Annotated in this window: 20 protein-coding genes; 10 read left to right on the top strand and 10 right to left on the bottom strand. The window is 53.0% G+C overall.

The genetic code is table 11. The features are described 5' to 3' along the window. Nucleotides 1-65: 65 nt before the first annotated feature. The 3 genes from ispF to FAES_RS08795 all read right to left on the bottom strand — a co-directional run bounded on the left by ispF (nt 66) and on the right by FAES_RS08795 (nt 2,673). Nucleotides 66-545: a 2-C-methyl-D-erythritol 2,4-cyclodiphosphate synthase gene (ispF, locus tag FAES_RS08805; RefSeq protein WP_015330854.1), complete on the bottom strand. Its 480-nt coding sequence runs from the start codon at nt 543-545 to the stop codon at nt 66-68. 60 nt (nt 546-605) lie between these two features. Continuing rightward, the gene (locus tag FAES_RS08800; RefSeq protein ID WP_015330853.1) at nt 606-1,286 is read right to left on the bottom strand and encodes a hypothetical protein; all 681 of its coding nucleotides are present in this window, start codon (nt 1,284-1,286) and stop codon (nt 606-608) included. A gap of 151 nt (nt 1,287-1,437) precedes the next feature. After that, on the bottom strand, nt 1,438-2,673 hold the full coding sequence (locus tag FAES_RS08795) for a M16 family metallopeptidase (RefSeq protein ID WP_015330852.1): 1,236 nt from the start codon (nt 2,671-2,673) through the stop codon (nt 1,438-1,440). Between the two features lie 125 nt (nt 2,674-2,798). On the opposite strand from FAES_RS08795, the gene FAES_RS08790 reads away from it, so the two are divergent. Beyond that, the gene (locus FAES_RS08790) at nt 2,799-3,905 is read left to right on the top strand and encodes a tetratricopeptide repeat protein (protein WP_015330851.1); all 1,107 of its coding nucleotides are present in this window, start codon (nt 2,799-2,801) and stop codon (nt 3,903-3,905) included. A gap of 193 nt (nt 3,906-4,098) precedes the next feature. Next, a complete protein-coding gene (locus FAES_RS08785; protein ID WP_015330850.1) occupies nt 4,099-4,566 on the top strand; it encodes a hypothetical protein in 468 nt (155 codons plus the stop codon). A 161-nt stretch (nt 4,567-4,727) separates the two neighbouring features. On the opposite strand, the gene FAES_RS08780 is transcribed toward FAES_RS08785, so the two are convergent. Further along, complete coding sequence (locus tag FAES_RS08780; RefSeq protein ID WP_085950708.1) at nt 4,728-6,257, bottom strand: DEAD/DEAH box helicase; 1,530 nt, start codon at nt 6,255-6,257, stop codon at nt 4,728-4,730. 305 nt (nt 6,258-6,562) lie between these two features. Further along, nucleotides 6,563-10,867, bottom strand: coding sequence for a T9SS type A sorting domain-containing protein (locus FAES_RS08775; protein WP_041257689.1), 4,305 nt, complete (start codon nt 10,865-10,867; stop codon nt 6,563-6,565). A 208-nt stretch (nt 10,868-11,075) separates the two neighbouring features. On the opposite strand from FAES_RS08775, the gene hisG reads away from it, so the two are divergent. From hisG to FAES_RS08760, 3 genes are all read left to right on the top strand, one after another. Beyond that, nucleotides 11,076-11,936 (top strand): ATP phosphoribosyltransferase, encoded by an 861-nt coding sequence (hisG, locus tag FAES_RS08770; RefSeq protein ID WP_015330847.1) that lies wholly within the window; start codon nt 11,076-11,078, stop codon nt 11,934-11,936. A gap of 117 nt (nt 11,937-12,053) precedes the next feature. After that, nucleotides 12,054-13,328, top strand: coding sequence for a histidinol dehydrogenase (gene hisD / locus FAES_RS08765; protein ID WP_015330846.1), 1,275 nt, complete (start codon nt 12,054-12,056; stop codon nt 13,326-13,328). A gap of 85 nt (nt 13,329-13,413) precedes the next feature. After that, a complete protein-coding gene (locus tag FAES_RS08760) occupies nt 13,414-14,892 on the top strand; it encodes a hypothetical protein (protein WP_148289327.1) in 1,479 nt (492 codons plus the stop codon). Here the strand turns inward: FAES_RS08760 and FAES_RS30005 are convergent. Next, on the bottom strand, nt 14,825-15,238 hold the full coding sequence (locus FAES_RS30005) for a hypothetical protein (RefSeq protein ID WP_015330844.1): 414 nt from the start codon (nt 15,236-15,238) through the stop codon (nt 14,825-14,827). The two genes, FAES_RS08760 and FAES_RS30005, sit on opposite strands and share 68 nt — an antisense overlap. A gap of 782 nt (nt 15,239-16,020) precedes the next feature. Here FAES_RS30005 and FAES_RS08755 point away from each other — a divergent pair. The 4 genes from FAES_RS08755 to FAES_RS30325 all read left to right on the top strand — a co-directional run bounded on the left by FAES_RS08755 (nt 16,021) and on the right by FAES_RS30325 (nt 20,134). Further along, the gene (locus FAES_RS08755; RefSeq protein WP_015330843.1) at nt 16,021-18,189 is read left to right on the top strand and encodes a Tex family protein; all 2,169 of its coding nucleotides are present in this window, start codon (nt 16,021-16,023) and stop codon (nt 18,187-18,189) included. A 129-nt stretch (nt 18,190-18,318) separates the two neighbouring features. Then, nucleotides 18,319-18,918: a C40 family peptidase gene (locus tag FAES_RS29540; protein WP_015330842.1), complete on the top strand. Its 600-nt coding sequence runs from the start codon at nt 18,319-18,321 to the stop codon at nt 18,916-18,918. 197 nt (nt 18,919-19,115) lie between these two features. Further along, entirely contained in the window at nt 19,116-19,961 is an 846-nt protein-coding gene (locus tag FAES_RS08745) for a hypothetical protein (protein ID WP_148289326.1), read from the top strand. 8 nt (nt 19,962-19,969) lie between these two features. Then, nucleotides 19,970-20,134, top strand: coding sequence for a hypothetical protein (locus FAES_RS30325; protein WP_158408755.1), 165 nt, complete (start codon nt 19,970-19,972; stop codon nt 20,132-20,134). 77 nt (nt 20,135-20,211) lie between these two features. Here FAES_RS30325 and FAES_RS08740 read toward each other — a convergent pair whose 3' ends face one another. The 4 genes from FAES_RS08740 to FAES_RS08725 all read right to left on the bottom strand — a co-directional run bounded on the left by FAES_RS08740 (nt 20,212) and on the right by FAES_RS08725 (nt 22,751). Then, nucleotides 20,212-20,532, bottom strand: a complete 321-nt coding sequence (locus tag FAES_RS08740; protein WP_148289325.1) for a hypothetical protein — start codon at nt 20,530-20,532, stop codon at nt 20,212-20,214. Nucleotides 20,533-20,656: 124 nt separating this feature from the next. After that, nucleotides 20,657-21,460 carry a hypothetical protein gene (locus FAES_RS08735; RefSeq protein ID WP_148289324.1) on the bottom strand — a complete coding sequence of 268 codons (804 nt, stop codon included), beginning with the start codon at nt 21,458-21,460 and terminating at the stop codon, nt 20,657-20,659. Nucleotides 21,461-21,700: 240 nt separating this feature from the next. Next, on the bottom strand, nt 21,701-22,135 hold the full coding sequence (locus FAES_RS08730; protein WP_041257685.1) for a hypothetical protein: 435 nt from the start codon (nt 22,133-22,135) through the stop codon (nt 21,701-21,703). A gap of 40 nt (nt 22,136-22,175) precedes the next feature. Further along, entirely contained in the window at nt 22,176-22,751 is a 576-nt protein-coding gene (locus FAES_RS08725; protein WP_015330840.1) for a site-specific integrase, read from the bottom strand. Between the two features lie 146 nt (nt 22,752-22,897). Between FAES_RS08725 and FAES_RS08720 the strand changes: the two genes are divergently transcribed. Further along, nucleotides 22,898-23,677, top strand: coding sequence for an IS5 family transposase (locus FAES_RS08720; protein ID WP_015330839.1), 780 nt, complete (start codon nt 22,898-22,900; stop codon nt 23,675-23,677). Nucleotides 23,678-23,699 lie beyond the last annotated feature (22 nt).

Below are 23,699 nucleotides of genomic sequence, written 5' to 3'. Positions count from 1 at the left end.
GTTCGCGCTCAACTGATACCAGCGCGAATCAACGTTGACCCGGGGACTTTTGACGTTGAGCCCCTTTAGTCTTTCTGGATTAGGGCCACGCAGAAGCCGGCGATACCTTCCTGTCGGCCGACGAAGCCCATATGCTCGGAGGTGGTCGCTTTGATGGCGACGTCGGCTTCAGGTACGTTCATCACGCGAGCGATAATGGTCTGCATCGCCGGGATGTGCGGGTTTAATTTCGGTTCCTGCAACACCACCGTTACGTCGACGTTGCCGACTTCCCAGCCCTCGGCCCGGATCATCCGCATCACCTCGGCCAGCAATTCTTTGCTGTCGACACCTTTCCAACGCGGGTCTTTATCGGAAAAATGATAGCCAATATTCCGCATGTTGGCGGCTCCCAGCAGCGCGTCGCAGATCACGTGGCAGATAATGTCGGCATCGGAATGTCCGTAAGCACCGTGCGTATGCGGAATCTGGATACCCCCCAACCAGAAAGGGTGCCCCGCTACCAATTTATGGACGTCGTAGCCCTGTCCAACGCGTATTTTCATAACCAATCAAACCGGAATGACCGCAAACATACAGCCCATTCCGGCACGACCACGTACCTGTCATGGCAAACCCCGCCGAATCTGGGCCAAGTAGGTGAAGTTATTATTGGTTGAATATTCGGTAAAAGCCAGCGCCCCGGGGGCAAAGACGATGTTCTCCCAGAAGGTATAAACCGTTTGCTGCTCGAAAATGATCTTTGTCCGTTCGGGGTCCTGAAACGACCACGTAAACGAGGCAGGCGTCCCGGTGTTGGTATTCGTACCCGTCCCGTTGGCGTTGAACGTCATGTAGTACGAGTTATCGAAATTGATGGTGTTGTTGGGCGCACCGCGTTTATAGTAATTCAGCACGTTGCCGAAATTGGAGCGGTGTTCGTTGATCCGCCACGTACCGCTCGTCAGGATCGTAACCGGGTCGGCGGTGATGGGCGTGCACGGGTCTGAACCGAGCCGCAACTGGGCATTGGCGCCAAACAACAGCCGCCCGCCGGTTCCGTATCGGACCGCAAAGGCCTGCTCAACCCGATTGGCTTCGATCGTGACCACGTGATTGATGACAACCAGGTCATTAAGCGCCGGTACGTGGCCCCCTACCCAGGTGGCTGCGTTGTTCCAGACACCTGCCTGCGCGGTGGTATAGGTACTACTGAATGGTCGGGATACGCGGGAATTAGCGGCTACCGATCCGCTGAGCAATCCGAAAAAAAAGAGAAGTCGAAAAAACGAATACAACCGGTGCATACACTTACGAATGGGTTAGCTTTATGACTACTAATCAGGCGATTAGTGAAGTAAACTAGTCACAATCCCTGGCCAATCCAGTAAGCGGTTATCCAGTGGTAGGCCCGCCCTTCGTGGGGCCTGCGCGACCACACAAAGGGCGGGTATGGGCTTAGGCCCGGCGGTAGTAGAGCGTCGAGCTGTTTTCAGGGCGCAGAATCTGTTGCGCCATGTCCCGGAGGCCATCGGCCGTGACAGCCTGAATTTTTTCGGCCTCCTGGTTTACCCATTCGGGGTCACCGGCGTTGGCAGCAAAGGCGAGGTTCATGGCCCGGTTCAGCAGTTCCACCTCCGAAAACGCCATCGTCGATTCGGCCTGGTTTTTCACCTTCATCAGCTCATCGTCAGGTACGTTGCTGTCAATCAGTTCCTGCAGCACGTTCTGCACGGCGGCATCAGCTTCTTCGAGCGTTACGCCTTCGTTGAGATTGCCTTGTACCAGCAGCAGGCCGGGATCGAGCGAGGCCGTGATGTAGGCGCCTACGTTGCTGAAAATGGCTTCTTCTTTCAGCAGCTTGCGGTACAGCCGCGACGATTTGCTGCGCCCCAGCACGTCGCTGAGCAGATCGGCCGTCTGGAAATCAGGGGCAAACCGGCCCGGCATGTGATAGGCTTTGTAGAGCGCATTAAGGGGTACGTCGGCCGTGGTTTCGATGAAGCGGGCTTCCGACTGAGCGGGCTCAGCGGGCAGGTTGCGGATGTACTCTTTACCGGCCGGGATGGGCTCAAACCACTTTTTGCACAGCTGTTTTACCTGCTCGGTGGTTACGTTGCCCGCCACCACCAGAATGGCGTTGTTGGGTACGTAGTACTTGAAGAAAAACGCCTTTACGTCGTCGAGCACGGCATTTTCGATATGGCTGATGTCTTTGCCGATCGTCGCCCAGCGGTAAGGGTGCTGCTGGTACGCTACGGGGCGGAGCTTCAGCCAGACATCGCCATAAGGCTGGTTGAGGTAGCGTTGGTTGAACTCCTCGATCACCACTTTCTGCTGGACGTCGAGCACCTGCTGATCGAACGACAGGCTCAGCATCCGGTCTGATTCGAGCCAGAAGGCCGTCTCGAGGTTGGCCGAGGGGAGCGTGATGTAATAGTTGGTGATGTCGGCGCTGGTAAAGGCGTTGTTTTCGCCCCCAACGCGCTGCAACGGCTCGTCGTAGACGGGAATATGCCGCGAGCCCCCAAACATCAGGTGCTCAAAGAGATGGGCGAAACCGGTGCGCTCGGGGTCTTCGTCGCGCGAGCCGACATTGTACAAAATATTGACGGCGGCCATTGGCGTGCTGGCATCTTCGTGCACAAACACCCGCAGCCCATTGTCGAGCACAAACTGATCGTATCGAATCATAATAAACGTTTCATCACAAAAGTAAGTTTGACGGTTGGGGTTCAGCGTTCGGTGGTAACCGGTACACACAGGCTTATGGGCGCAAGCCAGCCGTAAACGTCGGGCCTCAGCCGTCAAACTTACTTATGAAACACCTGCCGCTACTTTTTCTTCTCCTGCTTACCCCATTTTTTGCGCCTGCCCAGATCCTGAACGACCCCGCCGCGCAGCAAACCGTTACCAAAGTACTCGATAACGCCTATAATTACGAATTTACCGAAGCGGGTACGTACCTGCGGCAGCTTCAGGCCCGCTACCCGCAAAGCCCCGTGGTGCCGGTGCTGCGGGCGCTGATTCTGTACTGGCAACACCTGCCCATCAGCGAAAGCCGCACGATGACGAATCAGTATGTGCAACAGGTCGATGCTGCCATCAAGGGGGTGGAGAAGCTGATTGAAAAAGACGAAAACGACCCCGAAGCCATCTTTCTTGGCCTGACCGCCCACGGTTACATGGCCATGAAGCACAATTTCGACAACGAAAGCCTGAAGGCCGTGGGCGAATCGCGGAAAGCGTATGTCTACATGAAAGATGGCTTCAAGCTGATGGACAAAAACGTGGAGTTTTATTTCTCGACGGGCCTCTACAACTACTACGTCGAGCGGTACCCCATCGACCATCCCGTGGTGAAGCCCTTCATGGTGTTTTTCAAGGACGGCGACATTGGGCTGGGACTACGGCAGATGGAAACAGCAGCCAAACGAGCCCTGTTTACCCGCCCCGAAGCCAACCTCTATCTGGCGCACATCTACGTGAAGCACGAGACCAATTTCCCAAAGGCCGTCGAGCACCTCGATTATTTGGTCGACCATTACCCGAAGAACCCCATCTTCCTGCTCAGGTACGTGGAGGCGCTGCTGTTGGCGGGCAGATACCCTGAAGCCGACTCGGCCCTGAAGCGGCTCAAAACCATGCAGCACAAGCTGTTGCCCGCCGCCATCAACACCTTCGAGGGTATGCTAGCCGAAAAAGCCGAAAAGAACGACGCCGAAGCGGCCAGGTTCTATCAGGCTTCGCTGAAACAGCCGGTCAACATTGCGTTCACGCAGGAGGAGCATGGCCTAGCCTACGCAGGCCTTGCCCGGATTGCAGCCCGTGCCAACAACCCCACTCAGGCTAAAGCCTACTACAAAAAAACGCTCGACATAACCGAATACAAGTTCCTGATTCGAGAGGCAAAGGCGTATCGGTAGCCGAATACGTACGCCCGCTTAAGTTCGCCTATAAACGACGATGGTTGCCAGTGGTTGTCGTGCAGACGCCGCCTATCCCAATTCCAAGGAGTAAACGAGTATAAACTACGCACAGAGTTAGTTTGTATGCTGCTGATTTACTGGCTATTACCAAAGGATCTAACGAAGTTAACCAGCCAATTTCGCTCGACAAATGAAAGCAACATCGACAGATAGAAAGACCGTGCAGGTCACAGAAAATGGAGAGCTGATCGGGCAGCTGATTTACGACAATTTGTTTTCGCTCGCCGTTGACATCAAGATGGCAGATGCTAATGTATATGCTGTTAAGCCCACCGGGCTTTTCGGCACCACCATTACTGTAACAAAAGCCGGGGTAGACGTAGCCAACTTAAAAATGAACTGGCATGGCCAAATCATTTTTGCATTTCAGGATGGAGAGGAATTTGCGCTAAAAGCCAAAGGCCTCTTCTACAACAAGTTCGTTATCGAAAACAAGAATGAAGAACAGGTGCTCCAGCTCGATCCAAAATTCAATTGGAGTCGGTTCGACTACAGCTACGACATCGCGTACGAGGAGAAACCGCAGAACAGATTGCTCGTGATGCTCGGTGTGTATGCGTCAAACTATTTCATAGCGACGATGTCGGGAATGGCCTAGATGATCGAGAAATAATGTGTTGGCAATAGTTGGTCCAGCCCAACCCAACACGGTGTCGACGGCCATTCGCCAGTTACACGGGTGTATCAAAAAAGCAGCTGGGTCAATCGGGGTTTGACACCTTCGATTGACCCAGCTGCTTTTTTAATTGACTTCGCTAATTACGCAGCGTTCGCTTCGGTGGTAGACGGCGCAGGCACGGTAGCGCCTTCGGGGCGAGGGCCACGGCGGCGCTTTTTGCGGCGGGGCTTGGTCGAGCCCTCGGGCCGGTTAGCGGCTCCTTCCACCGTCGCGTCTGCACCGGCTTCGGTAGCGTGGGCGGCAGTTGGCTCACCCGCCGGGCGTTGGCCCCGACGGCGGTTGTTGCGCTTACGGGTACGTTGCTCGTTTGGCGTTGTCGCGTCTACAGTCGGGTTGGCTTCGGGGGTTGCGCTTACGGCGCTCTCATTTGATACCGACGCTTCTAGACGAGGCGACCGTTCGCCGCCAGATCGCCGACCGTCGCGACCCCGACCGCCTGCCCGGCGATCCGATCCCGCTCCTGGACGACCACGACCATCGCGACTCCGGCTGAAAGGGCCTGGTTCATCGCGGACGCCCGCCACGGGTGCCGGGCCAAGTCCTAGTTCTTCGGTCACGCTCAGCCGGTCGAGTTTGCGCTCAATGAGCTTTTCAATCCGGCCCAGTTTGTTCATGTCGGCCTCGTTGACAAACGTGATCGCCGTGCCGGTAGTTGAAGCGCGGGCCGTCCGGCCAATGCGGTGTACGTAATCTTCGGCGTCGCGGGGTACGTCGAAGTTGACCACGTGCGTGATGTTATCCACATCGATCCCGCGCGAGAGCACGTCGGTGGCGACGATGATCTGAAGCTGCTTGTTTTTAAACTCACGCAGCACTATTTCGCGCTCTTCCTGTTCCAGATCGGAACTGATGCCTTTGGCCTGATAGCCCCGTTTGGCCAGCGCCCGCACGATGGCGTTCACTTCCGATTTGCGCGAGGTAAACAAGACCATGCTCTTCACGTCCATCTGGCCCATGAGGTGCTCGAGCAACGGTAGTTTCTGGTGATCTTTCGCCAGATACACCTGCTGATCGATACCCGCCGCGGGCTTCGACACCGACAGCCGAATTTCTTCGGGCTGTTGCAGAATACGATCGGCAAACGAGCGAATCTTGGGGGGCATCGTAGCCGAGAACAGCAACGTCTGACGTTTCGTGGGCAGAATCTTGACGATCTTCAAAATATCGTCGGAGAAGCCCATGTCGAGCATTTTATCGGCTTCATCGAGCACGAGGTAATCGAGCTTGTCGAAGTTGACGTAGCCCAATTGCATGTGTGCCAGCAAACGTCCCGGGGTGGCGATGATGATGTCGGCCCCGGTTTCAAGGGCGCGGCGTTGCTTGTCCCATTCGTCGCCTTTCCCGCCGCCATAGATGGCGATGCTGGTCGCCGATACGAAGTAGCTAAACCCTTCCACCTGATCGTCGATCTGTTTAGCCAGTTCGCGCGTAGGCACCAACACGAGCGTACTGGTATGGTCGTGGTTGGCGTGGGCAATCCGGTCGAGTAGCGGAATGAGGAAGGCCGCCGTCTTGCCGGTGCCGGTCTGGGCGCAGGCTATCAGGTCTTTGCCGTCGAGAATGAGCGGGATGGCCTGTTCCTGAATAGGGGTGGCCTGCTTGTAATTCATGGCATCCACGCCCGCCCGCAGGTCGTCGTGGAGGTTAAAGTCTTGGAATGTCAAGGTTGCAGCGTTGAAAAAGTTATGAGTACGCTGACCTTCTTCTTCCCGGCCAGCTAACCGCTTACTTATGAAACAAAGGTAACACAAAAGCCGTTCCGGCGCCTTTACCGGCTGTCTATCTGCAATTTAGCCGAAAAACGACAGATACAATGCCACCTTGTTAATTATCCTCCGTGGGTATCTCCGTATGTTGGCATCTGACCCTGCTCCGGGTCAGAACGCGTTACCGACGCACCGCTGTCGATTTAGCATCAGTGCTTTACGATCTTAAACTGACTACTGCGCCCCTGCTGTTCGGCCGTTAGGATGTAGAGCCCACTAGGCAACTGACTCAGGTCGACGGTATGGCGTAGTTGACGGTTCCTGGCTGGCACCCCAACCGTCTGCACCAACGTACCCAGCAGGGTATGCAGCGAAAGCTGCACCGCCCCATCGTTGGGTACGTCGCCCGCCACCTGCAATGTACCAGCCGTGGGGTTAGGCCACACCCGTATCTGCACGGCCAACGGCTCAGTCGCCAGCAGCCGCGAGACAGTGATCAAGGCGGTTCCACTGGCTGTACCCACCCCACATTGGCTATTGCGCACTTCAGTCAGTCGGTAGCCGCTCGTCGTGTCGGGCCGGACTATCAGGCTGTACGGGCTCTGAGTAGCAATGAACGAGCGGGGACCCTGTGCATCCGCGATGGTGAGTTGCCACGGACCCACCCCGGTCATCGATACCGACAGTCGCGTCGAATCGCCTTTCATAATCGTGTTGTCACCCGTCAGTATAGCCGTCGGCGTAGCGCGAACCTGAACGACGTTACGCAATGAGGCTCCTACATGAGCCGGTTCGGAGCTTCCTACCCGCAGCAGATATCCCTCTCCTACGGGTGCATTGGCAGGCACCGTGATCGTCAGCATGTCGCCTTTACTCGTTGTAGGCAGCGTCAATCGGGTTGCCCCCGTCGAGTCAGTCAGGTAGGCGGTAAAGGCGTTATTGGCCCCAAATGTACCGCTGGTCGAAATGGGTAAGGTGTACGTCCTGCCCACACACAACAGGCCAAACGGAGTAGTCGCTTTTGGGTCGACCTCGATACGCACGGTGGCCAATGGCAAAACGGTAACCGACACCGAGCCTGTTACGTGCCCCACCCCACACTGATTTGCTGCTGCCAGCAACGTATACGTACCTGTCTCTACCCGAGACAACGGCAGCACCGACGTATACGTACCCGCCAGTGCCGACACTCCACCGGGTGCACTGAGGGTGACGCTGTAGGGCCCCGCGTTGGCATTGACCGCCAGCGGTAACGTCGGGACGGCGTCGGCATAGACTACGGCACGGGCTGGCCCCAGCGTGAGACTGAGCGGGTTCTGTATGGTAAATGGCGCTACCTGCTTCAACGGCTCCACCGGTAGGGCCGATTCATACACCAGCGAATACGAGCCGGGCGTCATTGTCGGGCTTAGCGAAAACGAATACATACCTGAAGCCACGGTAGTCTGTGTTAGCAGCGTTTTGGTAGCCCGGCCATCGGTCAGGTACAACGACAGCGAATTGTCGGGCGTAAGGTTGGCTGCCGCATAAGTGACCGCAACGGTTTCCCCCGCGCAGTAAGCCGTTTTATTAGTGACGAACTGGCTTAACGTTGGTTTCCGAACAACCCGAATGGCCCCGCTCCCCGATCCGTATCCACACTGATTCGATGCTGAGACAAGGCTATAAGTGCCTGGTGTAGTAATACCATACCGGTTAAACGTACCCAACCTGATCAGCGTCGCTTCGTTAGTCAACTGATTAAGCACCGTAAGCTCATCAAGCAAATTGTTTATCGAATGATTCTGAAACGAAACATAGGCGTAGTCACCCACTTCCAGGCTGACGCTGGTCAGTTGGTTAGGACCGGTCATCAGCACGCCCGTCGGCACACCATACACCACAGCCGTGTTGACTGACCCGATCACTGTCGAGCCGTTGTTGCTAGCCAAAATCCGATAATAAACATACTGGTTGCCCCATTCGGCCGGAAAACGCGTCAACACAGCATTGGCTTCGCTCGTCGTCGGCAACGGGTGCCAGGTGAACTGGTCGATCGACCCCTGCACGGTGTAGGTGACCGACTGGGGAGGCGTCGCTAACCACACAAACGGGATACGGACGGGCCATCCGGTGCACACAGGTGCGACGCTGCCGGTCAGTAGGTCGGGGGCTTCCGTCGTTACCTGCACGGTGGGCACCCGGCGAACATCGATTCCGCAGGCGTCTGTCAACCGGCGGATACCATATACCCCGCTACTGTCAGGCCGGCTCGTCAGCGTGATGAAAAAGGAAGACTGGCGTTGGGTACCGTCGAGCCCTTCGTAGCGAAAGGGAGCGTTTCCGCCCGTGATCTTATACGTTAGCTCGATAGGCAGGCCCGTCGCCAAGGTTATGGAGTTTGCCTGACTAATTCCATTTCGGAGGCTAAACGTCAACTCCGCGTTGGGGGGCGTGTAGTAATTGAGCGGAACAACCTCATTGCTCCTGACAATCGGGTTTGTTGACGACACGCGCACCCGAACTGGTTTCAGCGGATTAGGTAGCACCATCGATAACGAGGCCACCGACGAACTCGTCATAACTGGCGGTGCCGTAAAGTTGCCGGTGCTATCGGCTACCTCAAGCAGAAACTGATTGTCGGCACCAAACGTACCGGCTGTAAAGCCGCTGAAGCGATACACGCTGCCGGGGCAAAGCGATGGTCGGCTGGCAAACGATCGGCTGGCTGGGTCGGTCAGCATCGCCGATTCCAGCCGGATCTGGGCGGGCGTAGCCGGGGCAGCCCTGCGAACGGTGATCGTAGACGCCGATCGGGTACTGTCGGTGCCACATTCGTTACTGGTCGCGACCACCGAGTAGGTCGTGGTCTCTGTTACGAACACAGGAAGCGATACGCCATTGTATTTGTTGGACACCACATACTGGTTCCCCGTCGACAAGGAGATCGTCATCAGTTCGCTGCCCGCCCGCATCACCGTTCCCAACAGTACGTTCGGGCCCGGCTCTTCCTCGCCGACAATAAAGCGGGACGACAAGCTAAAAACAGGTTTCGTTTTGACCAGAAGACCCAGATCAGCCCCCATAATCAGGCTATCGGTCGCGGCGTCGCGCAGTTGTAATGTTGGCGAGGTGACTGCCGAATAATCACTGGGAGCCGCCGTAAATGTTAGCTGCCCGGGCCGTGTAACCGTAGCCGTAGTCCACGCCAGATAGCCGGCTTTGATGCGTAGCTGAGCCGGTAGTGGCTTATTATAACCAGCCGAAGCCGTGTAATAGAGGGTTATCGGCTGACCAACGCAGGCCGTATAACTCGACAGCGAATCGACCCGGAAACCAGGAGCCGTTTGTACAACGACCGTTCGATTTCCGTAGGTAGGCTCCACCCGGCAGGTGTTTGTAAAGTCAACAATGCTGTAGGCGGTTGGGCGCGTTGGTTGTATCGTAAGTTTCTGTGAACCTGTGCCAGCGATAGTAGCTTGTCGCCCATCGCTCAGCATCACGGTTCCGAGCGGTGCTGTCGAGTAGCTGAGCACCACCGACGTCTCCCCGGCAAACGGCGCACTGGCAGGTCCAGACAACGACAGCCGGGGGGTAACCGGTTCTCGTCCAATTTCATCCAGTTCCGAATTGGGATACCAAAAGGCTACGCCAGCCAGCTTGGAATACAGGTAAATCCGGTAGCTCGACGACCAACCGGGGGGCAGCGTCCGTGGTATGGTCACCATCAGCGGGCTGGCCGTTTCGCTCACCGAAACGGGTATGGACTGGCTCGGGTTGCGGGCATCGTAGAGGCGCGCCTCAAACGTACTGTTGGGCGGTAGTGGTTTTTCGGACGAATAATAAATGGGAATTGGCTGGTCAGCACACAATCGGCTGTCGGGGCTGTATATCGACTGAATAGCCACCGCGTTGACCCGGATAGTCGCGCTACCGCTAGCTTTCCCTAGCCCACAGGCATTGCGTACGCTTTTCAGCGCGTAGGTAGTCGTCTGAGCTGGAAATACCGGTAACGAACTGGGCAGCAAAGGATCATAATTCCCAACAAATACCTCATCATTCTGCGTAGTCAGTGTATAAGCCGAACCACCCGTAAATTGCACGGCTAAAGACCGGGCGGTGTAGGGGTTCAGAAGCAAACTATCCGCCGGACCAGCCATTAGAACAGCTTCAGCAAACCGGCTGACGCGAAAAGTGACGGCGCTGGCGGGGCTTTGTACCTTGGGTGCGCTCGCCGCGATCCGATACCGGTAATTCGAGCCAGCCGTAGCCGAAGCAGGCACTGTAAACGTGGCTGAACTGGTGCTGAACGTAGCTGGCAGGTCAACAAACGGCTGATCGTAATCGCTCGACAGCTGCACTCGAAACGTGTTACCAGCGTCAAACGTACCTGCGGTGGCGAAAGATACGCTCACTGCTGAACCGGCGCACACGTTAATAAACTGTTGATTAGTAAGCGTTATCGACTGTGCCCAAAGCCAGGTTGGCATCAGGTACAGTAGCCACACAATCAGAAAACAGTAGCGTGTTTTCATCGCAGATGAACTGGTAGAAAGCTGAATAAAGTCCGGTACGTTACCTCGCGGGGCAAGTCTTCTTTCATCTGTTCTCATCCGAAAAGGTAACGGCTCAGAACACAGCCAATCAGTCGCCGACGCTTTCGCGCGCTCAAGCGGCTTCTATCCTCACCTTCCTCCGGTTTTACCGCTATCTTTGCACCCGCAAATTTGACCACCTCACCCAATGGCATCACCTATTCGCATTGCGCTCCAGAAATCGGGGCGGCTGAGCGAAGATTCATATCAACTCTTCAAAGCCTGCGGTATTCGCTTTGACTACGGTACGGGCAAGCTCAAATCGGTTTCGTCTAATTTCGCGGCGGAATTTTTGTTCCTGCGCGACGACGACATCCCCGGGTATGTTGAGGACGGCGTGGCCGACCTCGGTATCGTGGGCGAAAACGTAGCCGTCGAAACGGGCCGGCACGTAACGACCGTTCACCGGCTGGGGTTTTCCAAATGCCGCCTGTCGATCGCCATTCCGCGCGGCGAAGCCTACACCGATATCCGCGACCTGGATGGCAAAAACATCGCTACGTCGTATCCGCGCCTGCTGGGTACGTACCTGGCCGAACAGGGCGTCAGCGCGGCGATTCATGAAATCAGCGGATCCGTCGAGATCGCGCCGAGCATTGGGCTTGCCGAAGCCGTTTGCGACATTGTCAGCTCGGGCAGCACGCTGTTGAGCAATGGGCTCAAAGAGGTAGAAACGATCTTCCGGTCGGAGGCCATCATGATCGCGCACCCGGCCCTGCCCGCCGAGAAGCAGACGCTCCTCGATCAGTTGCTGTTCCGGATCAACGCCGTGCAGGCGGCCAAGAACAATAAATACATTGTGCTGAATGCCCCCAACCACGCGATTCCGTCCATTGCCAAGTTGCTGCCCGGCATGAAGGCCCCCACCGTAACGCCCCTGGCCACGGAAGGCTGGAGCTCGGTGCATTCGGTCATCAACGAAAACGCCTTCTGGGAAAACATCGAAGCCATCCGCGCCGCCGGTGCCGAGGGCATTCTGGTCGTCCCGATTGAGAAAATGATCAATTAATTGAATGGACAATGTATAATACACAATGTACAATGGCCCCGTACTGCGTAGGTACGTTGCAAAAGCAAGCCCATTGTACATTGTGCATTATACATTGTCCATTCTCGTAAGAGCGAGATGCAAATCATTCCCTTTCCCGACCGGGCCGAGTGGCCGCGTCTATTGGCTCGCCCAACGCAGTCATCCGCGCAGATCGAACCCGTTGTGGCCCCCATTCTGGCGCAGGTACGTGAGCGGGGCGACGTCGCCCTGATCGAACTGGCTGCCCGCTTTGATCAGATTGACCTCTCAGCAACCGGACTGGCCGTTTCCGCGGATGAACTCGACGCGGCCGAAGCTCAGTTGAGCGACGACCTGAAAGCAGCTATCCGGCAGGCCTACCAGAATATCCGCACGTTTCACGAAGCGCAGAAGCAACCCATCGAGAAAATCGAAACCATGCCGGGCGTAACCTGCTGGCGGCGCAGCGTGGGTATCGACAAAGTGGGCATCTATATCCCCGGCGGCACGGCTCCGCTGTTCAGCACAGTACTGATGCTGGGGGTGCCCGCGCAATTGGCGGGTTGCCGCGAAGTGGTGCTGTGTTCGCCATCAAACCACCCCGCCATCTACTTTGCGGCCAAACTGGTGGGTGTCACGAAGGTCTTCCGCCTCGGTGGGGCGCAGGCCATTGCAGCCATGGCCTATGGCACCGAGAGCGTCCCGCAGGTGTACAAAATTTTTGGGCCAGGCAACCAGTTTGTTACCGCGGCCAAGATGCTGGTGGCGAAAGAAGGAACGGCCATCGACATGCCCGCCGGCCCGAGCGAAGTAGCCATTTACGCCGACGATACGGCCGTGCCCGCTTTCGTTGCCGCCGATCTGCTGTCGCAGGCCGAGCACGGTGCCGACAGCCAGGTGTTGCTCGTTTCGACCAGCAAGAAACTCCTGTCGGCGGTCAATCTGGTGCTTGATACCCAACTGAGCCGTCTCCCCCGCCGCGACCTGGCGGCTAAAGCCATTGGCAACAGCAAAGCCATTCTGGTTGATACGTCGGCCGACGCGGTCGAGCTACTGAATCAGTATGCCGCTGAGCACCTGATCCTGAGCGTCGCCGAGGCCGAAACGGTAGCCGAGCAGATCACCAATGCCGGATCGATCTTCCTGGGCAACTACACCCCGGAGTCAGCGGGCGACTACGCCTCAGGGACCAACCACACCCTCCCGACCAACGGCTTTGCCCGCGCTTACAGCGGTGTATCACTCGACAGCTTCGTGAAGAAAATAACCGTTCAGTCGATTACGCCGCAGGGATTACAGGGACTGGGGCCGGTAGTTGAAGCCATGGCTGAGGCCGAATCGCTCGACGCGCACAAGCGGGCGGTCAGCATCCGGCTGGCCTCGCTCATGTAACTATAAAACGCCCTTTACGACCGTTTACTAATCAGCATCGTTACCAAATAAGGTGTAAGCAGATACAGGCACGATTTTTCATAGCTTGTTTGATGCTTGCTTAACCAAGATAACGATGCTGATCCTAACACCATCAAGCCTTTCGTGGCGTGCTCGCATCCACTGGCCAAACACAGCTAGTTTCTGGACGACTCTACTGTCAATCGTACTGATTGTCATAGCGTTGACTAGCTATTATTGGGTACTCAATCAATATGCGATCAACGTACCTGTATCCGATGATTATCAGGCCACGCTCCAGTTTCTGCTGGACTATGAGGCCAACCCAGCTCGTCGGTTCGATTTGTTACTGGGCCAGCACAACGAACACCGGATTGTCGTTAGCCGACTCTTGGCACTGCTGAACTATTCCCTGCTGGGCGAGGCCAATTTCCGTCAACTCTTGTTGTGGCAAAGTCTTTTCCTGGCCGGACTGCTCTGGGCAGTCTTGTGGTTTATTCGCTTATGCGGTGTCCGGCTAAGTCCGCAACGGTTGCTACCGCTCGTACTGCTGCTGTTTAGCCTGAATACCTGGGAGACGTACCTGTTTGTATCAGGCGGGTCTCAGTCTTACCCGGCGCTCCTCGGCATGACCTTAACGCTTATAAGCCTGCATCAACTCCAACGAGGTAACGGCTGGAGCCAGGTACGTTGGTTAGGGATAGGCACTGCTTGCGCTGTCATTGCCACCTTTTCATTCGGATGCGGTGCACTGGCGTGGGCGGGTGGTCTGCTCTTGTTGCTGTTACACCAGCGGTGGTATGTCTGCCTGGTTTGGCTGGTAAGCGCCGCGCTAATTATGATCGCCTACCTTCACGGTTATCAGCCAACGACCCTTAGCCAGCAGCCGCTTACCTTGCTGCGCGATCATGGCAGCGTATTTGTGCGGTTTGCCGTTTCCTTTCCGGGAGCCAGCTTTCAGGTGCCTTGGACCAACCCTACACTTTGGCAGTTGAATCTGGCGATTTGCTACGCCATCGGTTTGGTTAGCTGGGGTTACTTCGGCTATCTAACGCTGAGTGGGTACGCTCGTCGGCACCCACTAGTGTATACTTTCATTGCACTGTTCTTCGCGGTCGACCTGCTCATCGCTTTTTCTCGCTGTCGCATCGGTGTCAACACGGCTTTCAACTCTCGGTACCAGTTGCTGTCGGCCATGATCACTATTGGGCTCTACACGACCTTTTTGTTGCGCGACGTGCCTACGTCTCGAGCGGTTATTTCCTTTGGTCGCCTGGGACTACTAGCTGTCTTCTGCTTAACGGTCTATTATCAACCTCAGCAATTGGCTTTGCAGCATAAGCAGAAAATAACGGGCCTGATCAGTTGGCTGAAACACGAAACCGCCACCTTATATACGTCGTCCGAACTTCAGACTTCGTCCGGTCGTATTCTAAAAAAATGTCGGGCCCGGATTTACAAACCCGAGCCCGACCTGATTGCGCTGCAGGCGGCTATTAACGCTGACCTACCTCGTCGATATATTTCACAATCCGCTCCAGCTCATCCAGCTTCCAGGCGTTGATATTGTGGACCCGAACATTGAGCTTTTGCAAATCCATATTACACTTCTGATAAAACCGTTGCCGGTCATGTACCGGCATCCGGGCGACCAGACCTGGCACATCGACCAGCTTGCTTTTTAATAAGATGATGGGCTGTTTCGACGCCCCGGTCCAATCGGCAATTTGCTGTAATTCAGCGAAGTTCCAGCCACTGGCATCCCGTTCGCGTTGGCGCTTGATCGCGGCTGTCAGGCCAATATCATGGTACCAGTCGGCGCGCTGATGGTTAATTTCTCGAAGCGTCCAGAGCAGTGATCGACGCAAATTCAGGTAGGATAGAATGCACTGTTTTAGTTGTTCTGTCATGGTTAGATAAAGGTATGGAGCAGCCCTTCCGCCTAATTAAAGCGTCGCCATTAGCCCGGCAGAGCTACTTAATGAAACACAAAGGATCTGAGTGATTTGCTACACGCAAAACCCTTCAGAAAGAGATTGACCCGTTAACTGGGAAGTGAATTAGCAGACGTTGGCGTAGCTGCTTAGGATCGCCTGCTCGCTGGTAGCGACATAGTGGCGGCGGAAAGACGAACAGGGCGTTCGCTGCACGTATAGGCTCTTCTCATAGATATAAAGTTGGATGTATGACAAATCCTTCGTCAAATAATATGCCATCAATGTACATAGTAATCAGCTAGTTACATTTAAAGCAGAACACTTAGCAGAAATTACTCATAGATAGTAAACACCCCATTGACAGAAAATTAAAGTAGCCTGAGTACGTATAAATCGCTAAATGATTGAATTTTCATGTAATTTATTTAATTTATCATTAAACTATTCATAGTTATAGCGAGCTACTAAGCGCAGTCTAACTGTATCCTGACGGTTACCCGGAAACAAAAATTATCAAGAAAATACAGCTAAAAACGTTTGAATGGCTCGTGAATAAAAATAGACTTTTTGATAGTTAGTACTTAATCACCAGCCTTGGACCCATCCATTTACTTCATATGATGAATAAATTACTGTTGGCATATTTTTTGATAGCTAAGCCGCTAATTTGAAACAGACCCTTCTGAATACGGCTGGCCGGTTAATTTTGGCATTTGAACGCTGCCCCCCTTTCGCAGCTACACGTTCTCTGTTCGATGCCTATTTCCTACGATTCACTAGTTGCTGGCCGGCTTAATCTGCCTGTCAGATCGGTAACCCAAACCCTTCAGTTGTTAGCTGACGGCGCAACGGTCCCTTTCATCGCCCGTTATCGAAAAGAGGCCACTGGCGGCTTCGATGAAGTACAGATTGCCGCCGTCCGCGATCAGGCACAGGCTTTACTGGCCCTTGATAAACGCCGCGACGCCATTCTCAGCAGCATTACCGAGCAGGGCAAACTAACCGCCGACCTCCGTCAGAAGCTGGAAGGCGCCACCACGCTTACTCAACTGGAAGACCTTTACCTGCCTTTCAAGCAAAAACGAAAAACCCGGGCGATGATGGCCATAGAACGGGGCCTCGAACCCCTTGCCGACCGCATTTTTAGCCTTCGCGATCCCAACCCGGAACAGACGGCCCGCCGTTATATTAGCGATAACCCCGCCAAAGCGGGACAGGCTCCCCTCACCGTAGCCGACGCCCTGCAAGGAGCCCGCGATATCATTGCCGAGCGAATCAGCGACGATGCCGATGCCCGGCAGCGGATCCGGCTTCTATTTGAGCGCGAAGCCATTATCCGATCAACGGTGAAAAAAGGCAAGGAAACCGATGGGCAGAAATACAAAGACTACTTTGATTTTGCCGAACCGCTGCGGCGCGTTCCCTCCCATCGCCTGCTGGCACTGCGCCGTGGGGAGGCCGAAGGTATCCTGAACGTCAGTATTGCCCCCGACGAAGAGGCAGCGCTCGATCGCCTCGACCGGCAGTTTCTAGGCCAGCATTACGCCGGAGCCGAAACAGCGGACCGAAATAAAGCCAGCCAAGACCAGGTGGCATTGGCAATCAGAGACAGTTACAAACGACTACTGCGGCCTGCCCTGGAAACGGAGTTTGACAACCGCTCAAAAGACAAAGCCGACGAAGAGGCAATCCGCATCTTCGCCGCCAACCTGCGGCAGTTGCTGCTGAGTGCGCCGCTGGGTCAAAAACGGGTGATGGCCATCGACCCCGGCTACCGCACGGGCTGTAAAACGGTTTGCCTCGACGCACAGGGCAACCTACTGACCGAAACAGTGCTGAATTTATTTGCGTCAGAGGCCGAAAAGCAGCGCGCGGCCCAGACCGTGCAGACGCTCGTGCAGACGCATCAGATCGACGCCATCGCGATTGGTAATGGCACGGCCGGGCGCGAGACAGAGGCCTTTGTGCAGCGCCTGAACCTCGGTAAACCGGTGGTGATGGTTAGCGAGCAGGGTGCATCCATCTATTCGGCGTCTGAGGTGGCCCGGCAGGAGTTTCCCGATAAGGATGTCACCGTGCGGGGTGCCGTCAGTATTGGGCGGCGGCTGATGGACCCCCTGGCCGAACTGGTTAAGATCGATCCTAAGTCAATTGGGGTTGGGCAATACCAGCACGACGTCGACCAGAACGCGCTCAAAAAAGGCCTCGATGACGTGGTCGAAAGTTGCGTGAACTCCGTAGGCGTGTCACTCAACACGGCGAGCGCGTATCTGCTGCAGTACGTATCGGGGCTGGGGCCGCAACTGGCGCAGAACATTGTAACGTATCGCGCGCAGAACGGCGCTTTCCACTCGCGGGAACAACTCAAGAAGGTACCCCGGCTGGGTCCCAAAGCCTACGAACAGGCGGCTGGCTTCCTGCGCATCGCCAACGCCAAGAATCCGCTCGACAACTCGGCTGTTCACCCCGAGCGCTACGAACTGGTAGGTCGGATGGCGGCCGATCTGGGCTGCTCGGTCGCCGACCTGGTGCAGAAAGCCGACCTGCGCAAACAAATCAAACCCGACAGGTACGTATCCGCTACCGTGGGGCTACCCACGCTCACCGATATACTGGCGGAGCTCGATAAGCCGGGGCGTGACCCTCGGGAAGCACTCACCGTCTTTGCCTATGATGAGCGAGTTAAAACCATTGCCGACCTGCACGAAGGCATGGTACTGCCGGGCGTTGTAACCAACATTACCGCCTTCGGGGCGTTCGTTGATATCGGGGTGAAGCAGGATGGCCTGGTGCACGTTTCTCAACTGGCCGACCGGTACGTTTCGGACCCGAATCAGGTGGTCCGGGTACACCAGACCGTTCGGGTGAAAGTGCTGGAAGTCGATACGAATCGGAAGCGCATTGCGTTATCGATGAAAATTTGATAGGTTAGCCGCTGGATTTTGTCGAATAACCAGTCAGGTTCCCCGTCAGTGGTGAACGTCCTCTGTCTCCTAGTTCGGCGGCTGGACGTCTACCACCGACGGTCGGCCCTACACCCTTACCCCCGTCTTATGCCGTACCGTTTCTGGCTGTTGCCGGGCCTGTTGCTGTTCACTACTGCCTGCTCGTCAACCGGCCCGCTCTTCTCCTCCTCGTCGTCATCCAGTCGCAACACGGCGTCAACGGCAAGTCGCCGCCCGGCAGTCCGACCTACCGCCACGGCTAAAGCCACCAAAACGGCAGCCCCACTCCGCACAGTCGACTCCCGCACGTATGGTAGCCGATACGTCAGCGAAGTAATCAATCAGGCCCGAACCTATACGGGCACCCCCTATCGTTCGGGCGGCAATGGCTACGACGGTATCGACTGTTCAGGCTTAGTTTGCGCCGCGTTTTCGTCGGTCGGGCTGAAGATGCCCCGTATCTCGTGGCAGCAGTCGGAAGTAGGGTATGAGATTGAGGTGAGTGACATCCGGCCGGGCGACCTCGTTTTCTTCGTGCCGGAAAGTGGTAAAGAGGGGTACGTATCGCACGTAGCCATCGTTACGGAAGTGCGGGCGACCAACGACATTCGCTTCATTCACGCCTCGTCATCGCGCGGTGTCCGTGAGGACAATCTGTACTCCAATTATTTCAAGGGCCGTTTTGTAAAGGCCTTGCGTCCGTTCTAACGGCGGCCTCACCCAGGCATATACAACCCAAATCCGACTTATGAGGAGCCAAGTTTTGGCTACCGCTCAGTAAACATCCCCTCTACCGGTCAACAACGAAAAAGCCGCCGATCAGATCGATCGGCGGCTTTGTTGTGGAGAATATCGGATTTCTCACTAACAGCGGCAAGGGCGTAACGCCCTAATTATAAGAACCGATGAAGCCAATTTCAACGCGGCACCAATCCCACAAAACCGGGTTTGGGTATTCGTTGTATTGGCAGTGCTGGCAATCATTTTTTTGCAGCGTAAAAATGGTTAAGCAACTAATCGAATTAGGTTTTTTCCGGCCTATCGTAACAGAGGGCCGGGAAACCTATATTCTACAAACGCCCTTAGATATTCTGATAACGGGCAACGTGTTAGCTACGCTGGCTACACTGTATAATAAATCGGCTGAAACAGGCGGGTTTTTGTATGCCTATCCTGACCCTACAAAGCGCCTGTTAATTGTTTCTCAGGTTGTCGAAATTGCCAACCAATTACCACCCGAACGGGCTAACCTGGCATATAGCCCAAACGGCGAACGTTACCGGGCGGTAATACAGGATTGCTTGCGTTCCGGCGGTTTTCCTTTGCGCTGGCATTCTCACCCCGTACAATCAGGTAATTCATTGTATGATGTACAGTCTCTTAATTTCTTTCAACGTACTAGCGACACAGACAGGCACAACAGTTTTTTACCGCTGGCTGTAGATGGGTATAATTTGGTTTTGCCGGACGCTTTATTGAGCGCCAATGATAGGGCCGGGCAAAGCATACGATTCTATCTGTACAATGGCTTTATAAGCCCTATCAGCCGCGCCGCTTTGCTGGTATCGGAAAAGATTTTTTTGTTCGGTGCTGGCGCTATTTTGGTGGTTCTATTAGGCCTTAAAAAGCTAGGATTAGGGGCGTTCCGTTGGTTCGTTTTGTTGGCCGCGTTGGTCTATTTAAACGAGGAAAGAAAGCGTCCTGATTATGTCAATCAGGCAGACGGTAGTTTATTGATTCACTTCAACTAATGTTCACCATGCATAACAAAGAACAAATCTTGAACGAAGTACCACAGCCAGCGAAACGCAAACATTGGTTTCTTAACAAGCTGGTTGATTTCCTTATCAATCTGGCAGATGATCTTTTTGACGATCTGTTAGACCACATCAAAGAAAAGCGCCGCGAACGGCAACAGTCTTAATTTTCAGGTTGGAAATTAAAAACCCCTATGGCATTGCCGTAGGGGTTTTTTGTGAGTAATATTTATGTTTATGAAGTTCAAGCGTTTTCTTTTTTTGAAGTTTTTTCATTAATTATAAAAATTGCTAACCCTGTATCCCTTAGTATGTCTATGGCAGATATGAATATAGTGAGTAGCGTGATATTGAGACAACTTTCGTATGTATCTGGAAAGTGTGCAATAATTACTTTGCTTTTATATAGTATAAGCGTCATTACTGCAAAAACCACGAGCCATATTTGAAGTATTGTAGAACTCTTTACCTCTTTTATTGAAGGGTCTAAGTTCACCCTATACTTTTTTGATATTTCTTCAATTTTTGAGACAATAATACTTGATGTGGCGGTGTTAATTGCCATCAGTGTAATTAACAGTTCTACAATTTTATCCTTCAAAAAATTTATAAGGTAATCACTTTCCAAATAGTTTGAGATAAAATTTAGAATTACGGACAAGCCTATGTACGCTCCGATTTTGTAAATCTTAATCTCCATTGCTAAGTATTTTTTGAAAGATTGTTGAAATTTTATCGGGCGTTCCTTTTATTTCAGCTTCGTCTATAGAAACCTTACGCACAGTTCCATCCGTTTTTATATAACTCCTTAGCCCTTTCACTTTAAGACTTATTTCTGTGCTTCCGCCTTCGATAGAATAATCAGCAATACCCGCTAAAGCTATGTTTTTTTCATTTAGGTTTTCTAAGGTTGCTCTTTCAGGAGCATTTAAATCAAGTCGTGTTTTAAAGCTGTTTGTTGCTGTGACCAATTCTTTTAATCCCTCTGATAGAGAATTAGAAATATTAGTCATGTTTGGTTTAATAATCTCAAACCTTAGTGACGTTATTCTATCTTCATAGCTTTTTATTAGTTGCCAGAAATCCCTTCGGTCTAATATTGGATTGACAGAAATCTGTAAACTGTATTTATCTAGTGAAACATTAAAATTTAGTTGCAAAATATTAGCTACAACTTGAGGAGATGAAAAAGCTTCTTCATTTACACTTATCGCAATCTTTTGTACGTGTGGCCTGTTGTCAATAATTATTAATACATTGGGGTGATTTTGTTCATACTTAATATTAAATTCTTCATTTTGTAAAACAACAGTTTTTCTAGTTCCAAGTTGAAATGCAAAAACATCCTTACCATCAAGATAAATAAATTTATGATAAAGTTGTTTTCTTGTAAGGCTGGCAAAATATTGTTTAGTTGCTATAATTTCCGCAAATATTCTATTCTTAATCGCTTTTAATTCTTCTGGCGTATAAGTTCTATCAAAAAGATTCATTTTATGCTGACTCTTTGGCACTATTTGGTATCTGAACAAGTGGAAAGTTGTCTTTTTGTCGGTGTTAGTCATTTCTCTTTACAAATAAAAATCAGTTCACAATTTGTATCTTAGGGTTACAAATAAGCATCATTTTTTAATTGGATGTATTTATCTCCGACAAATTATTTATTCACACAGATTGGCTACACCAATAACAACTTTCCACCGATTTATTAGTAAGTACCGTTCAACCGTTAATCATTTGGTTCCTGTGCCGGTTGTGCTGAACTGAATAGCTTGGTTGTTTACAGTTGACATTCCGGTATATGTTACCGTTATGCCGTTGGGGCTGAAACTGCCAGTGCCGGAGACCGTGAACGCTACGCTACTACCTGCAATGCTCTGTATGTCTATAAAGGCCGGAATCGTGAATGTGTTGCCAGATACCTGCACAGGGTAGGTACTACGTTCAGTCAGTATTAGTTCGGCCTGTGTAGCGCCTAATTTTACGTTTAGGGTGCCGGTACTTAGATAGTTGGCTGTTGCGCCGCTTGATCTGTTCTGTAGCACATCTGTAAAAGCCATTTTGTAGGTGCCTACGTATTGCGTGCGCGGGTCAGGGTCAGTCGATTTACAAGCCGCTACCGCAAGGGATATGAGGGCAAGGGAGAAAAGGGATTTTGTTAGTTTCATGGTGGTTGATTTTTTTACTAACAAAAAGGTTAGAAATAAATTATACAAATTTTTCAGCTATCTCATTGTTATAATAAGCTGACAGCTTGCGCCGGTAAATCTCTAATGTTCGGCGCTCTGTAAAGCCGTTCTGTAGTTGCAAACTGGCATCTGTTACTCCTAGCTGTATCGCTCTGATATTACCGCTGTGTTTCCATCCGTAGAGCGTGTATTTGCCAATTATGCCCAATTCGTCAAGAATCTTTTTGTGTCGGTGGTAGTAGCATCCTTTCCCCACAGGTATAAGGCCGGGCGTTCCTTCCGAGCCAAAAATATAGAAGTGGTTAGCGTAGTTCCGAACCCCTAAAAAGTCAATCAGTTCTTGTATGGGTTTGGTTAGCGTTGGGCTTTTAACGCGCCTGTTCTTGGAGTGCTGGGCGGGTATTACCACCGCGTTAGGTTTTAGGTCTCCAACCTTCATCAATCTTACTTCTTTGCCCGGCCTACTGAATGTGTAATGAATGAAGTAGATAAACAATAACAGGTAATAATCCTGCCGCTCAATAACTTTCCCAAAGATCAAACTCACCTGTTCGTCGGTGTATGGTTCGTGCAAATTGCTTTCTTGAGTTGGCACGAACTTAATACGCCGGGCCGGGCTAACGTCGAAACGTTCAAAATCGGGTTCGTCTGTCAGAAAGTTGCAGAACGTTTTAGAGCGTGTTGGGAAATAGCAAAAGGCTGGTAGTCAGGTCAACTTTGTAGCGACCAAGCTTACAAACGATGACTCCTCAGTGGACACCACTGACTGACTACCAGTGGGCGGCAATTTCGCCTTTTTTCAACCTGCAACGCAAGCGCAAACATGACCTGCGCCAGATTTTGGATTGCATTTTCTGGCTGTTGCGGACCGGTTGTCAGTGGCGTAATCTCCCGCCTACTTGGCCGCATTGGCAAGCCGTTTACTACTACTTTGACCAGTGGAAGAAGGCGGATTTGTTCGAGCGGATCAACGCAGCAGTCAATCAACTCGACCGTCAGCAAGCGGGTCGGGATCCACTGCCTTCAGTTCTGTGTATTGACACACAGTCAGTTAAATTAAGCCCTATGATCGCTGAACACCGAGGAAAAGACTGCCATAAACTGGTCAATGGCCGCAAGCGTACCTATGTGGTGGATACACAAGGGCGGTTGTGGGTCGCTGATGCAGATGCCGCTAATGGTCACGACGGCGCCCTAGCTGTACCACTCATTGTCAGCATGTTGTGGCGGTGCGAGGAGCGGTTAGAAAAGATCTTTGGCGATCAGGCCTACAACGGCGTGTTTGCTAAGAATCTAGCCGGGTGGGGCATCGACTTTGCGAAAGCCTCGCGGCCTGAATCGGCGCGGGGCTTTGTGCCGGTTGCCAGGCGCTGGGTCGTCGAGCGAAGCATTGGCTGGACGAATTTTTTCCGCCGGATCGTCAAAGATTACGAATACACGGTATCTTATTCGGTCAACTGGCTGTATCTAGCCAACATCCAGATTATGTTGCAGCGCATTCAAGTCCAACACCAAACATAATTCCCCAACACGCTCTTAAGCA

The sequence above is a fragment of the Fibrella aestuarina BUZ 2 genome (genome assembly GCF_000331105.1).
Taxonomy (GTDB): Bacteria; Bacteroidota; Bacteroidia; order Cytophagales; family Spirosomataceae; genus Fibrella; species Fibrella aestuarina.
This window is presented reverse-complemented; position numbering and strand designations above follow the sequence as displayed.